Raw genomic sequence first — 14,796 nt, 5'->3', positions numbered from 1 at the left:
CCAAGCGACAGTTTCCCCGCTCGAGCGGGGAAACCGACACCCGGCCAACGACAAAGGACGTCCCCGATTCCAGGGACGCCCTTCGCGGATGCTGGTGGTGAGTGACGTCAGGTCACTCGCCGGGGACGACGTTGATGACGCGACGGCCGCGCTTGGTGCCGAACTCGACCGCACCGCCCACGAGGGCGAACAGGGTGTCGTCGCCGCCGCGGCCGACGCCGGAGCCCGGGTGGAAGTGGGTGCCACGCTGACGGACGATGATCTCGCCGGCGTTGACGACCTGGCCGCCGAAGCGCTTGACGCCGAGGCGCTGGGAGTTGGAGTCCCGACCGTTCTTGGTCGAGGCCGCGCCCTTCTTGTGTGCCATATCAGTAGTCCTTAGCGTGAAAGTCCCTGAGCTCGACGGGCTCAGAGGGAGATGTCGGTGACCTTGACCTGGGTGTACTTCTGGCGGTGACCCTGGCGCTTCTTGTAGCCGGTCTTGTTCTTGTACTTCTGGATCACGATCTTGGGGCCCTTGGTGCCGCCGAGAACCTCGACGGTGACCGAGGCCTTGCCCAGCGACTTGGCGTCGGCCGTGACCGTCTCGCCGTCGACCGTCATGACCACGGGCAGGGTCAGCGTCTCGCCGACAGCCGTCGAGACCTTGTCGATCTCGATGACGTCGCCGACAGCGACCTTCTGCTGGGTGGCGCCTGCGCGCACGATCGCGTACACCGCGGTCTCCTTCACGTCATTGCTTCGTCTTCGGCCCTGCGGCACGCCACGATCCCGAGCGGGATGGGGATGCCGTGCAGGGAAGGCACGCGTAGCGCACCGAGGTTCAATAGTACGGATCGGGCACGACCGGCGCAAAACGGTGGCCGGTCCTCCCTCACCGCTTGCGCGAGCCCCGCTTCTTGACCGGCACGTGCTCCACCGTGGGGGTGGTCGCCGGCTCCGCGTCGGCGGTCCCGGGCTCGACGATCCCGTCCACCGGGGGTGCCCCGACGGAACCGGCCGCCGCGGGAGGCGTGGAGGCGCTGCTCGGTGGGCCGGCCGGACGGCTGGCGCTGCGGCGGCGGGTCCGGGTGACGACGGTCGGCGTGCTCGGCGGGGCCGGCTCGGCCGTGGGTTCGGCCGTCGGCTCGGGGGCAGGTGCCGGGGTCGGCTCGGAAGGCGCGTCGCCCTCGGTCGCCGTCGGCTCGGCCGGCGACGCCTCGGGCTCCGTGGCGGTCGCCTGCTCCTCGACCGGCTCCGCGTTCGTGGTCTTCCCGGACCTGCGGGCACGCTCGCGCTTCGGGGCCTGCGTCGGCTCGGCGGGCTCGGTCTGCTCGGCCCGCTCCTGCGCAACGGCAGGAGCCTCCGGCACGTCGGTCGGCTGCTGGTCGGCGGGCTCGTCCTCGGGCTTCGCCTCGGAGGCACGCGCCATCGCGGCGACGTCCTTGGGCGAGGGGCCCTTGCGCGAGCTGGACTCCTGCTTGCCGTTGTCGTCACCGTCGCCGCGCCCGCTGCGCCCACCGCGGGACCGACGGGAGCGCCGCGGCTCCTCCTCGCTCCTCCTCGGCTCGACCGGTACCTCCGTGGTGATCAGGCCGCGGCCGTTGCAGTGCGTGCAGGTCTCGGAGAAGGCCTCCAGGAGGCCCGTGCCGATCCGCTTGCGCGTCATCTGCACCAGGCCGAGAGAGGTGACCTCCGCGACCTGGTGGCGGGTGCGGTCACGGCCGAGGCACTCGACCAGCCGGCGCAGCACGAGGTCGCGGTTGGACTCCAGCACCATGTCGATGAAGTCGATGACGATGATGCCGCCGATGTCGCGCAGCCGGAGCTGGCGCACGATCTCCTCGGCCGCCTCGAGGTTGTTCTTGGTGACCGTCTCCTCGAGGTTGCCCCCGGAGCCGGTGAACTTGCCGGTGTTGACGTCGACGACGGTCATCGCCTCGGTCCGGTCGATGATCAGCGAGCCGCCCGAGGGCAGCCAGACCTTGCGGTCGAGACCCTTGGCGATCTGCTCGTCGATCCGGTACGCCGCGAACAGGTCGGTCCCGTCGCCGTCGTGCTTGGAGACCCGCTCCTGCAGGTCGGGGGCGACCTGGCCGACGTACGTCTGGACGGTCTCCCAGGCCTCCTCGCCCTGGATCGCGAGCTTCGAGAAGTCCTCGGTGAACAGGTCGCGGACCACCTTGAGGGTGAGGTCGGGCTCGCCGTAGAGGAGCTGCGGGGCGCTGCCCTTGGCCGCCTTCTCGATGTCGGCCCAGCGGGCGGTGAGCCGCTCGACGTCGCGGGTCAGCTCCTCCTCGCTCGCGCCCTCGGCCGCCGTCCGGACGATGACACCGGCGCCGTCCGGGACGATCTCCTTGAGCAGGGTCTTGAGGCGGTTCCGCTCGGTGTCGGGCAGCTTGCGGGAGATGCCGCTGTTGGTGCCGTCGGGGACGTAGACCAGGAAGCGGCCGGCGAGGCTCACCTGGCTGGTGAGGCGGGCGCCCTTGTGGCCGACCGGGTCCTTGGTGACCTGCACCAGGACCGACTGGCCCGAGGACAGCACCGACTCGATCTTGCGGGGCTGGCCTTCCTTGTGGCCCAGCGCCGACCAGTTCACCTCACCGGCGTAGAGCACGGCGTTGCGGCCCTTGCCGATGTCGATGAAGGCAGCCTCCATGGAGGGCAGCACGTTCTGGACCCGGCCGAGGTAGACGTTGCCGATCAGCGAGGTCTGCGACTCGCGGGCGACGTAGTGCTCGACGAGGACCTTGTCCTCGAGCACCGCGATCTGGGTGAGGTCGTCCCGCTGGCGGATCGCCATCACCCGGTCGACGGACTCGCGGCGGGCGAGGAACTCCGCCTCGCTCACGATCGGGGCACGGCGCCGGCCGGCCTCGCGGCCCTCGCGGCGCCGCTGCTTCTTGGCCTCGAGCCGGGTGGAGCCGCTCAGCGAGGTGATCTGGTCCTCGGCCGTACGGGTCTGGCGGACCCTCGTGACGGTGTTGCGCGGGTCGTCCCCACCGTCGCCCCCGTCCTCGCCGGCGCGGCGCCGGCGCCGGCGCCGACGTGAGGACGGGCTGTCGCCGCCCTCGGCGTCCTTGCCGTCGTCGTCGCCCTGGGCGTCGGTGCTGCTGTCGTCATCCTTCGAGGACGTCGTGTCCTTGCTCCCGCCGCGGCCGGAGTCGCGGTCGCCGGACTTGTCGGAGGAGCCCGCGTCGTCGTCGGGGCCGGCCTCGTTGCCCTCGCCGGGCTCGCCCCCCGGCTTGCGGCGGCGGCGGCCACCACGGCGCCGGCGGCGGCGACCGGCGGACTCGCCGCCCTCGCTCGAGCCGCCGTCCCCCGCGGCGTCCTGGTCGGGCTCCTCGTCGGTCGCCTCGGTCTCGACCGGCTCGGTCGCGACGGGCGCGCCCTCGCCCTCCGCGGCGGCTGCGGGGGCGTCCGACTCGTCGGTGGCCGGCGCCTCGTCGGCGACCGGCTCGGCGGGCTTCTTCTTCGCCCGGGACCTGCGGGCCGGCGGCGCCTGCGCGGCGTCCGGCGCCTGGAAGATCAGCGCGGTCCCGGCCGCGGTCGACCCGTCCTCGGCGGCGGCCTCCGGCGAGGCTGCCGCCTCGGTGCTCTCCGCGGGGACCTCGGCGGCGGGCTTGGCGGCTGCCTTCTTGGTCGTACGCCGCGCAGCGGCCTTCTTCGCCGGCCTGGCCGGCGCGGCGGGTGCCTCGGCCTGCTCGGCCGACGTCTCGGCGGCCGGTTCGTCCGGGGCGTCGGCCGGCGGCGGCGTCGCCGTCTTCTTGGCGGCGGTCTTGCGCGCCGTCGTCTTCTTCGCGGCGGTCTTCTTGGCCGGCGCCCGCTTGGCGGCGGCCTTCTTCGCTGGCGCGGCGGCCGGGATGGTGTCCGCCGCGTCGGGCGTGGCCACCGGTTCGGCGGGAGTCTCGGTGGTGGGCTCCTCGCCCGGGGTGTCGCTGAGCATCTGCTGCTCCCTCTGCCCAGCCGTCCTCGGCCGGGCGGTCGGCGCCGGGACCCGGGTGCGCGGGGTCGTCGGCGCGAAGCCTTCGGTTGCGACAACACCCTCCGCAGGTGCGTCGAGGAACGCCTGCCGCCGACCTGCCGCGGTCGCCGGGCCCTTCGTGGCCGGAGGTCTGTCACCCTCTCCGACCGGGCCGCGTCGCGGTCTGGCGGTGACAAGCGTCCTTCGTGCCGACCACCCGGAGGTGTCCGGCGAGAACGTCGTCGGGCCGACGGTACGCCGACCGAGGCCGAGTATCGCACACGCCGCCGGGTTCGGCGGTATGCCCGCTCAGGCCAGCGGGTCGGCCAGCGCGCCGCTCTCCTCGTCGAGCACGCCCTGCTCCAGTCGGGTGAGCAGCGGCGGACCTGCGACCTCGAGGGCAGCCACCTGGCGCAGCCCGGTGAGGACGTCGTCGGGCCGGACGGCCGGGACGGCGTGGTGGAGCACGAGCTCGAGGGAGCGCCCGGACGCCTCGAGGGTGTGCACCGCGGCCCGGCAGTCGAACTCGCGCATGCCCTTCTTGGTCATCCGCTCCACGAGCACCGACTCGGTGCCCAGGAAGCGGTCGGCGGCCGCTGCCAGGGCCTCGGCGTCGGCGTCGACGTCGATCCGCCACCGGCTCGCGGTCAGCCTGTCGGCGAGCGATCCCCCGGGCGACTCGGCCACGACCACCACGTCGAGCCCGTCCGGCATGACCGCGTCGAGGTCGCGGCGTACGTCGTCGGGCTCGACGACCGTGGCGAGGCCGATCTCGAGGTACTCCGCCTCGCTCGCCGCCCCGGTGGGCGCGGCGCCGGCGTAGGAGATGCGCGGGTGGGGGTTGAAGCCCGAGGAGTACGCCATCGGGATCCGGGCCCTGACCAGGGCGCGCTCGAAGGCGCGGGAGAAGTCGCGGTGCGAGGTGAACCGGAGCCGGCCACGCTTCGCGTAACGGATCCGGAGCCGCTGGACCGGCGGCGCCTGCTGTTCGGGCTGCTCACGCACCCGGACAGGGTAGGCCCCTGTCCGGGTGCGCTCGCAGTCGCGGTCGGCGGAGGGAGGACGCCGGCCGGCCGGGACGCGGGTCAGCTGATCCGCGAGTAGAGCAGGCGGTTCGGTGAGCCGCTACCGGCGTTGGTGACGACGCCCGTGGTGGAGCCGCCGACGATCGCGCTGCTCACCGTGCTCGGGGAGGCACCCGGGTGGCCCTGGAGGTAGAGCGCCGCGGCACCGGCCACGTGCGGGGCGGCCATCGAGGTGCCCGAGATGGTGTTGGTCGCCGTGTTGCTGGTCCACCACGCGGAGGTGATGCTCGAGCCGGGGGCGAAGAGGTCGACGCAGGAGCCGTAGTTGGAGAAGCTCGAGCGGGCGTCGGTGCTCGTCGTGGACCCGACCGTCAGCGCCGCCCCGACGCGCGCCGGCGAGCCGTTGCACGCGTTGGTGCTCTCGTTGCCGGCGGCCACCGCGTAGGTCACCCCGTCGGAGATCGAGCGGCTGACCGCGTTGTCCAGCGTGGTGGAGACGCCGCCGCCGAGGCTCATGTTCGCGACGGCGGGGCCGGAGGTGTGGTTGCCGGTCACCCAGTCGACACCCGCGATCACCCCGGAGGTCGAGCCCGAGCCGTTGCAGTCGAGCACCCGGACCGGGACGAGGGTCACCTGCTTGGCGACGCCGTGGACCGAGCCGCCGACGGTGCCCGCGACGTGGGTGCCGTGGCCGTTGCAGTCGCTGCTGCCGCGACCGTCGTTGATGGCCGTGGCGCCGGCCGTCACCCGGCCCCCGAACTGGTTGTGGGACGCCCGGATGCCGGTGTCGATGATGTACGCGGTGACGCCCTGACCGGTCCGGTCGTAGGTGTAGGAGTTCGTCAGCGGACGGTTGCGCTGGTCGATCCGGTCCAGCCCCCAGGTCGCCGGCGACTGCGTGGCGGCCACCGTGACCCGCTGGTCGGCCTCGACGTACGCGACGTCGGCGTGCTCGCGGACCGCCTCGAGCGCGCTGTCCGACAGCTCGGCGGAGAAGCCGTCGAGCACGGTGGCGAAGCGCTGGACGTCGCTCGCACCCTCGGACCGGGCCTCCCGGACGACCGCCTTCTCGTCGGCGTCGGTGGCGCGGTCCTCCAGCACGACGATGTAGCTGCCGTCGATGGCCGTGGACTTCTGGGCGCCCGTCAGCGGCGCCGCGCCGTCGTCGGCGGGGGCGGCCAGGGCGGGTGCGGCGGCACCCGCGGTGAGGGTGCCGAGGGTGAGGACGGTGGCCGCGGTGGCGGCCAGGCCGCGCCGGCGGCGCGACGTGGGTGTCGACTTCGACATGCGGTAGCTCCCGAGATGTGTCGATGCCCAGCGGTTGCTGGCTGCTCGCGAAACTACCCACCGCGGCAGCCCCGGGGCATCGGTCAGGTTCGTGCACCGCACAAACCTGCACCCTCGGCCGGGGCGCCGGTCGAGGGGTGCGCGCACCCGGACAGGAGGTCCTGGCCGGGTGCGCGCGTCGCCGTGGAACGGCCGGGTCAGCCGGTCGTGATCGAGGTGTCGTCGATGACGAAGCTCGTCGCGAGGCTGGCGTCCTCGGTGCCGGTGAAGCGCAGGGTCACCGTCCTGCCGGCGTAGGCAGCCATGGTGAAGCTGCGCTGCACGTAGGACGTGCCCTCGTCGAGGTTGGAGAAGGTGCCGAGCGTGCTGGTCGTGCCACCCGAGACCACCTGGACGGTGAGCCGGTCGTAGGCGGTGGCGGTCGTGGTCTCGGCGCTGCTGACGTAGAGGTGGAACGACAGCGTGGCGCTGGAGGCAGCCGGGATCGTGACGCTCTGCGACAGGGTGTCGGTGGTGCTGGTGCCGTAGCCGTTGAGCCACGCCTTCCACGAGCCGGTCCGCGCGGGCGCGCCGCTGGCGCTGGTGATGACACCGCTGGTCGAGGTCCATCCCGTGGCACCGGACTCGAAGCCCGGGTTGACCAGCAGGTTGCCGCCGGTGGGCGGCGGGGTGGTGCCGCCGCCGGTCAGCGGGGAGTAGAGCAGCCGGTTCGGGGAGCCGGTCTGGGCCCCGGAGACCACCCCGGTGGTGGCGGTGCTGGTGATCGCGTTGTTGACCGTGGCCGGCGAGGCGGACGGGCTGCCCTGCAGGTAGAGGGCAGCGACGCCCGCGACGTGGGGCGTCGCCATCGAGGTGCCGGAGATGGTGTTGGTGGCGGCGTTGCCGGTGTGCCAGGCGGAGGTGATGGCCGAGCCCGGCGCGAACAGGTCGAGGCAGGAGCCGTAGTTGGAGAAGCTCGAGCGGGCGTCGGTGCTCGTCGTCGACCCCACGGTCAGCGCCGAGGCGACCCGGGAGGGCGAGCCGTTGCAGGCGTTGGTGTTCTCGTTGCCAGCCGCGACGGCGTAGGTCACGCCGTCGGCGATCGAGTTGTTGACCGCGGTGTCCAGGGCGCTGGACACGCCGCCGCCGAGGCTCATGTTGGCGACCGCGGGGGCGCCGGCGGCGTGGTTGCTGGTCACCCAGTCGACGCCGGCGATGACGCCGGAGGTGCTGCCCGAGCCGTTGCAGTCGAGCACGCGGACCGGGCGCAGGGAGACCTGCTTGGCCACGCCGTACGTCGTGCCGCCGACCGTGCCGGCGACGTGGGTGCCGTGGCCGTTGCAGTCGCTGGTGCCGCGACCGTCGTTGATCGCGGTGTAGCCGGACCCGACGCGGCCCCCGAACTCGTTGTGCGAGGCGAGGATGCCGGTGTCGATGATGTAGGCGGTCACGCCCTGGCCGGTCGGGGTGTAGGTGTAGGCGTTGTCGAGCGGCAGGTTGCGCTGGTCGATGCGGTCCAGGCCCCAGGTCGCGGGCGACTGGGTCGCGTCGACCGACACGCGCTGGTCGGCCTCGATGAAGGCGACGTTCGGGTTCTCCTGCAGCCGGGCGACGGCTCGGTCGGACATCCGGGCCGAGAAGCCCTCGAGCACGGTGGAGAAGCGGTCGACGTCCTTGGCCCCGGCTGCGCGGGCCTGCTCGACCGCGTCGGTGCCGCGGGCGGTGGAGGTGCGGCCTTCCAGGACGACGATGTAGCGGCCGTCGATGGCGGAGGCCTTCTCGGTGCCCAGCAGCGGCGCCGGGCGGTCCCCGTCGCGTGCGGCTTGGGCGGATCCGGTGCCGGCGGTGAGGGCACCGAGGGTGAGGACGGCGGCCGCGGTGGCGGCCAGGCCGCGCCGGTGGCGCGACGGCGATGACTGACTCGACATGGGGTGTCTCCCGAGATGATCCATCGCCCAGCGGTCGCTGGGCGCTCGTGAACCTATCCAGCAGGACGGCGGGCTGGCCCGCCTCGCACCGCGTCAGGTTCGTGCACCGCACAAACCTGAACCATCGGTCAGGGCAGCACCGCACCCTTCATCAGCTGGGACTTGTAGATGTTGCCGATCACCTGGCCGTCGAGCCAGGCCGTGAGGCGCGCGGCCTCCCGGTCGAGGGCGGCACGCGCAGTGCGGCCGGGGTCGGAGCGGAGCACCACCTGCACCCGCCCGTCGTCGTCCTGCACCCAGCAGCCGACGACCCGGCCGTCCCACCAGGCGGTGGTGCCGGCGTTGCCGGCGCTGTCGACGAGGTGGCGCACGTCGTCGGGGTGGAGGTAGAAGTCGCGCTCCTTCCACCCCATCGTCGTGGGGTCGAGGGTCGGGAGCAGCGCCGCCGAGGCCGGCTCCGGGTCGGCGGGGTCGACGTCGTCGGGCAGCACCCAGCCGGTGCCGCCGCCGTCGAGCGACACCTCGACGGCGTCGAGGTCGGCGAGCGCCCGGCGTACGGCGCCCTTGGTGCCGCCGAGCCACCAGGCCAGGTCCGTCTCGGTGCCGGGACCGAACCGCGCCAGCCAGCGACCCACGAGCTCGGCGTAGCCGTCGGCCTCGGTGGTGGGCTCCGGGACCTCGCCCAGCCACGCGGCCATCGGGGTCCAGCGCGGGCGGGAGATCCGCCAGTGACCACCGTTGACCCCGCGGACGATCTCGCCGCGCGCACCGAGCCAGGTCAGCACCCGCGGGGCGACGGGGAGCGGGGTGCCCCACTTCGCGCTCGCGGGCGAGGCGGAGACCTTCGCGTCGAGCGCGGGGAGCCGCTCGCGGATCGCCTGGGCGCCGAGTGCGCCCTCGCTCTCGAGGAGTGCGAGCACCTCGGTGCGCCGCTCCCCCAGCCAGGCCTCACCGTCGGTGGCAAGCCCGCCGACGACGACGTCGCGACCGATCTTCTTGCGCTCGGTCTCCGCGACCCGGGCCGAGGCGCTCCCCCACGCCGCCGGGAGCAGGTCGCGGGGGAAGACGAACAGGGTGCGGCGCATCGCCAGCTGCTTGACCAGCGAGCGGTCCTCGTAGAGCGCGGTGTCGACGTCGGCCACCGTGACCCCGTCGACCCGGGCCGCGACCGAGAGATGGACGGAGTGCGGCTCGGTCGCGTGGAGCACGACCATCGCGCGGGTCGCGGCCACCGCGTCGCCGACCCGGTGGTCGGGAGCGATCGCATGACGTCGGACCAGCCTGGCCCGGCGCTCGCTGTCGGGGACGTGTCGCACGGGGCCATCCTGCCCGAGCCCGGTGACGCTCTCAGACGACGCTGAGGGGCAGCAGCTTCTGGCCGGTGGGGCCGATCTGGATCTCGGTGTCCATCTCCGGGCACACCCCGCAGTCGTAGCAGGGCGTCCAGCGGCAGTCCTCGACGTCGGGGACGCCGTCGGGGTCGTCGGCCGCGGCGAGGGAGTCCTCCCAGTCCGCCCACAGCCAGTCCTTGTCGAGGCCCGAGTCGAGGTGGTCCCACGGAAGCACCTCGTCGTAGTCCCGCTCCCGGGTGGTGAACCAGTCGACGTCGACGCCGGTGCCGGCGAGGGCGGACTCCGCGGACTCCATCCAGCGGTCGTAGGAGAAGTGCTCGCTCCAGCCGTCGAAACGGCCACCGTCGCGCCAGACCTGCTCGATGACCCGACCCACCCGACGGTCGCCCCGGGACAGCAGCCCCTCCACGATCCCGGGCTTGCCGTCGTGGTAGCGGAAGCCGATCGCCCGGCCGTAGCGCTTGTCCTCGCGAACCGTCTCGCGGAGCTGGCGCAGCCGCTCGTCGGTCGTCTCGTGGTCGAGCTGGGAGGCCCACTGGAACGGCGTGTGGGGCTTGGGCACGAAGCCGCCGATCGACACGGTGCAGCGGATGTCATTGCGGCCCGAGACCTCACGGCCCTTGGCGATGACCTTCTTGGCCAGCTCGGCGACCTGGAGGACGTCGTCGTCGGTCTCGGTGGGCAGCCCGACCATGAAGTAGAGCTTCACCTGCCGCCAGCCGTGGGAGTACGCCGTCGCCACGGTGCGGATCAGGTCCTCCTCGGTGACCGCCTTGTTGATCACCTTCCGCATCCGCTCCGAGCCGCCCTCCGGGGCGAAGGTCAGCCCCGAGCGACGGCCGTTGCGGGAGAACTCGTTGGCGAGGGTGATGTTGAAGGCGTCAACCCGGGTCGAGGGCAGCGACAGCGAGACGTTGGTGCCCTCGTAGCGGTCGGCGAGCCCGGAGGCGACGTCGCCGATCTCGGTGTGGTCGGCGCTCGAGAGCGACAGCAGGCCGACCTCCTCGAAGCCGGACTGCCGGATGCCGTTCTCGACCATCGCGCCGATGGTGTTGATCGAACGCTCCCGCACGGGGCGGGTGATCATGCCGGCCTGGCAGAAGCGGCAGCCGCGGGTGCAGCCGCGGAAGATCTCGACGCTGAACCGCTCGTGCACCGTCTCGGCCAGCGGCACCAGGGGCTTGGCGGGGTAGGGCCACGCGTCGAGGTCCATGAGGGTGTGCTTGCGGACGCGGTAGGGGATGCCGGGCCGGTTGGGCACGACGGCCTCGATCGACCCGTCGGCGGCGTAGGCGACGTCGTAGAAGCGCGGCACGTAGACGCTGCCACCCACGGCCAGCCGTCGCAGCAGCTCGTCGCGACCGCCGGGGCGGCCCTCCTGCTTCCACTCACGGGTCACGTCGGAGATCGCGAGCACGACCTCCTCGCCGTCGCCGAGCACCGCGGCGTCGATGAAGTCGGCCACCGGCTCGGGGTTGAAGGCGGCGTGGCCGCCGGCGATGACGAGCGGGTCGTCGTCACCGCGGTCGCGGGCGTGGAGCGGGATGCCGGCGAGGTCGAGCGCCGTGAGCAGGTTGGTGTAGCCGAGCTCGGTCGAGAACGAGACCCCGAAGAGGTCGAAGGCCCCGACCGGGCGGTGGGAGTCGACGGTGAACTGCGGGATCGGACCGGCGGCGTCCCCGGCGCGCATCACCTGCTCCATGTCGGGCCACACCGAGTAGGTCCGCTCGGCCATGATCCAGTCGCGCTCGTTGAGCACTTCGTAGAGGATCTGGACGCCCTGGTTGGGGAGCCCCACCTCGTAGGCGTCGGGATACATCAACGCCCAGCGGACGTCGACCGAGTCCCAGTCCTTGACGGTGGAGTTGAGTTCGCCGCCGACGTACTGGATCGGCTTCTGGACCGACGGCAGTCTCGGTTCGAGACGCGGGAAGACCGATGCGACCGACACGGGCGGCTTCACCTCGACAATCTGGTGGGGAACCGGCTCATCGTACGTCGGTCGCGGGGAGGGAACCGATTCCCCACAACCGCCCACGGGTGTCCCCGCCAGCCCCTACCCTCGTGATGTACCGCTAGGGGGAGATTCGTGGGCACCTCTCACAGTGCGATGCGCGAGCGTGCGCGTGTCGGGGGACGCCAGCGTCGCGTGCTGGTCGTCGCCCTCGTCGCGCTGCTCGGAACCGTGCTGGCCCTCGCCGAGATCCCGCCGCCGGGCACCCCCACCGAGATGTGGCCGAGCCTGGCCGCCTCCTTCATCTGGACGACGGTCGTCTGGGACGGCCGCAGCCGCCCCGGCCGCGACGTCCTCCCCCACCTCGCCGCCCAGCTGGTGATCTTCGTGGGCCCGGCCCTGGCGTTCGGCTGGGGCCCGGCCGACTCCCTGTGGATGGCGACGGCCAACATCGCCGGCGGCATCCTGATGGCGGTGGTCTACGCGCGCTTCGGCCCGTCGCCCGAGTGGTCGCCCGGCAGCGCCGTGGCCCACGTGGGGCTGCTGGTCTCCGCCGTGGTCGCCAGCGCGGCGGTCGCGCTCGTGGGCGGTTTCCCCCACGTCGCGATCGGCGCGCTCGATGAGCTGCAGCTGTGGTGGACCATCCGCAGCATGGTCTACGCCTACGTCGGCGGCGCGACCTTCCTGCTGCTCTTCTTCGGCGTCCGCCGGGCCACGACCGCGCCGCGGTGGGCCGTGGCACTGCTGGTGCCGCTGGGCGCGGCCGGGCTGTGGGTCACCTACCTCAACCCCAACCTGCCCCTGACCTGGTCGCTGCTGCTGCCGGCGATCGCGGCGGGCAGCATGCTGAGCCCGCGGGGCGCCGCGACGTACGCGCTGGGCGTGGCCGTCGGCGGGGCGCTGGCGACGCTCCACCCGATCAACCAGTTCGGCTACGACGGGTTCATCCCCGGGTCCGTGCTGATCGACCTGCTGCTGACCGCGTCGACGTTCGTCACGCTCCAGCTGGCGATCCTGCGGGACCAGCGGGCCGAGGCCACCGCCGAGCTGGACCGGCAGTCACGGGCAGCCCACGAGCAGGCGACGCTGCTCGGCACCGTCTTCGACACCATGTCCGACGGCCTGGTGGTGGTCGACGAGCACCGCCGGGTCGTCATGCACAACACCGCCGCGCGGCAGCTCCTCGGCCGCCGGATCCCCGTCGGCCAGGAGATGAACTGGTCCACCTACCTCGGCCTCCACGACCTCGACCGCGAGCCGCTCACCGACGCGGCGCTCCCGGGCAGCGGCGTCGAGCACGCCGCTCGCCAGATCGTGGTCCGCGGCGACGGGGGCGAGCGGGTCCTGGGCGTGGGCTCGTGGGACCTCCCCGGCCAGGACGCCCGGACCCTGGTCCTGTTCTCCGACGTCACCGCCGAGCGCGAGCGCCTCGGCGAGCTCACCAGCTTCGCCGGGGTGGTCGCCCACGACCTGCGCAGCCCGCTGGCCGGCCTCTCGGGATGGCTCGAGATGGCTGCCGACGCGCTCGAGGAGGCCGGGCCGTCCCCGGCGAGCACCTTCGTGTCGCGCGCCCAGCTCAGCGGCGAGCGGATGCGCCAGGTCATCGAGGACTGGCTCGCCTACACGGTCCAGCGCGACGGGCTGCTCGCCGTGGCCGACGTCCCCCTCAAGCCCTTGGTGGCCGAGGTGGTGGCGCCGTACGCCTCGAGCGGACCGGACCTGGCCCCCGTCTTCGAGGTGGCCGCCGACGACGTCGTGCACGCCGATCCTGTCCTGACCCGGCAGCTGATCGCCAACCTCGTCAGCAACGCCGTCAAGTACACCCCCCAGGGCGTCCGCCCCGAGGTGGCGGTGCGGTCCGGGCCCGACGAGGAGCCCGGCTTCGTCCGGGTGACCGTCTCCGACCACGGGATCGGACTCCCCGAGGGCGAGGAGGAGCTGATCTTCCAGGAGTTCCACCGCGCCCCCGGCCACGCCGCCGACTACACCGGCACCGGTCTCGGGCTCTCGTTGTGCCGCAAGATCGTGCACCGCCACGGGGGCACCATCTCCGCCCGCAACAACCCTGACGGAGGGACGGCGGTCTCCTTCACGCTTCCCGCCGCCTGAGCGCGACGGCCGTCGGGATGGCCTCGCCCCCTAGGGTTCAGGCATGAGCAGCGACGTCGTCCGGGGCCGGTTCAGCTGGACCCTGCTGGTCCCGTTGGCGGCCCTCGTGGGCCTGGTCGCCACGTGGGGACGCAAGCCCGGAGACCTGGTCCTCGCGCTGGTCGCGCTGCTGCTGATCGGGGCGGTGCTGGCCGCCGTCCACCACGCGGAGGTGGTGGCGCACCGGGTCGGCGAACCCTTCGGCTCGCTGGTCCTGGCGGTCGCCGTGACCATCATCGAGGTCGCCCTGATCGTCACCCTGATGGTCACGGCCACCGGGCAGGAGACCGCCGGGCTGGCGCGCGACACCGTCTTCGCAGCCGTCATGATCTCGGTCAACGGCATCGTCGGGCTCTCCCTGGTCGTCGGCGCGCTGCGCCACCAGTTCGCCGTCTTCAACCCGGAGGGCGCCGGGTCCGCGCTCGCCACGGTCGTGACCCTGGCGACGCTCACCCTGGTGGTGCCGACCTTCACCACCTCGGCGTCCGGCCCGGAGTTCACCTCCGGCCAGCTCACCTTCGCGGCCGTCGCCTCGCTCGCGCTCTACGGCATGTTCGTCTTCACCCAGACCGTCCGGCACCGCGACTTCTTCCTCCCCGTCGAGGCGGGCGGCTCGTTGCCCGACGAGGACGACGACGGCCACGCCGACCCGCCGTCGGGTCCGCAGGCCCTGACCAGCCTGGCGCTGCTGCTCGGGGCGCTGGTCGCGGTCGTGGGGTTGGCCAAGGTCGAGTCGCCCGCGATCGAGAGCGCGGTCGCCGCTGTCGGCTTCCCCCACGCCGTGGTGGGCGTCGTGATCGCGCTGCTGGTGCTGCTGCCGGAGTCGATCGCCGCCGTGCGCGCCGCGGCCCGGCAGCACGTCCAGATCAGCCTCAACCTCGCGTACGGCTCGGCGATGGCCTCGATCGGCCTCACGATCCCGACGATCGCGGTGGCCTCGATCTGGCTCGACGGACCACTGGAGCTCGGACTCGGCACCACCGAGATGGTGCTGCTGCTGCTGTCGGTGATCGTCGCCGTCCTGACCGTGGTGCCAGGTCGCGCCAAGCCGCTCGCCGGTGGCATCCACCTCGCGATCCTGGCGTCGTTCATCTACTTCACGATCGCCCCCTGATCAGCCTGGACTCACCGGTCGTCGCCGTCGTGAGCGTCCCCCGACGGGTGTGATGGCAAGGCGGAG

Annotated in this window: 9 protein-coding genes and 1 pseudogene; 2 read left to right on the top strand and 8 right to left on the bottom strand. The window is 72.7% G+C overall.

Annotated features, from left to right (window positions below; all coding sequences use genetic code 11):
* Positions 1-112 precede the first annotated feature (112 nt).
* From rpmA to EXE57_RS17900, 8 genes and pseudogenes are all read right to left on the bottom strand, one after another.
* The gene (gene rpmA, locus EXE57_RS17935; RefSeq protein WP_135079884.1) at positions 113-367 is read right to left on the bottom strand and encodes a 50S ribosomal protein L27; all 255 of its coding nucleotides are present in this window, start codon (positions 365-367) and stop codon (positions 113-115) included.
* Positions 368-408: 41 nt separating this feature from the next.
* Positions 409-717: a 50S ribosomal protein L21 gene (gene rplU / locus EXE57_RS17930; RefSeq protein WP_135081119.1), complete on the bottom strand. Its 309-nt coding sequence runs from the start codon at positions 715-717 to the stop codon at positions 409-411.
* Between the two features lie 763 nt (positions 718-1,480).
* Positions 1,481-3,415 (bottom strand): annotated as a pseudogene (locus EXE57_RS20455) (Rne/Rng family ribonuclease); the annotation flags it as partial.
* Between the two features lie 837 nt (positions 3,416-4,252).
* Positions 4,253-4,948 carry a TIGR03936 family radical SAM-associated protein gene (locus EXE57_RS17920; RefSeq protein WP_135079880.1) on the bottom strand — a complete coding sequence of 232 codons (696 nt, stop codon included), beginning with the start codon at positions 4,946-4,948 and terminating at the stop codon, positions 4,253-4,255.
* Between the two features lie 80 nt (positions 4,949-5,028).
* Positions 5,029-6,255, bottom strand: coding sequence for a S8 family peptidase (locus EXE57_RS17915; protein ID WP_135079878.1), 1,227 nt, complete (start codon positions 6,253-6,255; stop codon positions 5,029-5,031).
* Positions 6,256-6,452: 197 nt separating this feature from the next.
* A complete protein-coding gene (locus EXE57_RS17910; RefSeq protein ID WP_135079876.1) occupies positions 6,453-8,162 on the bottom strand; it encodes a S8 family peptidase in 1,710 nt (569 codons plus the stop codon).
* A gap of 128 nt (positions 8,163-8,290) precedes the next feature.
* Positions 8,291-9,478: a winged helix DNA-binding domain-containing protein gene (locus tag EXE57_RS17905; RefSeq protein WP_135079874.1), complete on the bottom strand. Its 1,188-nt coding sequence runs from the start codon at positions 9,476-9,478 to the stop codon at positions 8,291-8,293.
* 31 nt (positions 9,479-9,509) lie between these two features.
* The gene (locus tag EXE57_RS17900; RefSeq protein WP_135081117.1) at positions 9,510-11,465 is read right to left on the bottom strand and encodes a TIGR03960 family B12-binding radical SAM protein; all 1,956 of its coding nucleotides are present in this window, start codon (positions 11,463-11,465) and stop codon (positions 9,510-9,512) included.
* Positions 11,466-11,603: 138 nt separating this feature from the next.
* Here EXE57_RS17900 and EXE57_RS17895 point away from each other — a divergent pair, with 138 nt between their 5' ends.
* Together EXE57_RS17895 and EXE57_RS17890 are read left to right on the top strand one after the other, a co-directional pair.
* On the top strand, positions 11,604-13,577 hold the full coding sequence (locus tag EXE57_RS17895; RefSeq protein WP_135079872.1) for a sensor histidine kinase: 1,974 nt from the start codon (positions 11,604-11,606) through the stop codon (positions 13,575-13,577).
* Positions 13,578-13,620: 43 nt separating this feature from the next.
* A complete protein-coding gene (locus tag EXE57_RS17890; RefSeq protein WP_135079870.1) occupies positions 13,621-14,730 on the top strand; it encodes a calcium:cation antiporter in 1,110 nt (369 codons plus the stop codon).
* Positions 14,731-14,796 lie beyond the last annotated feature (66 nt).

Origin of the sequence: Nocardioides euryhalodurans (genome assembly GCF_004564375.1) — a bacterium.
Taxonomy (GTDB): domain Bacteria; phylum Actinomycetota; class Actinomycetes; order Propionibacteriales; family Nocardioidaceae; genus Nocardioides; species Nocardioides euryhalodurans.
Note: the sequence above shows the minus strand (reverse complement) of the source record. Positions and strands in the feature narration are given on the sequence as shown.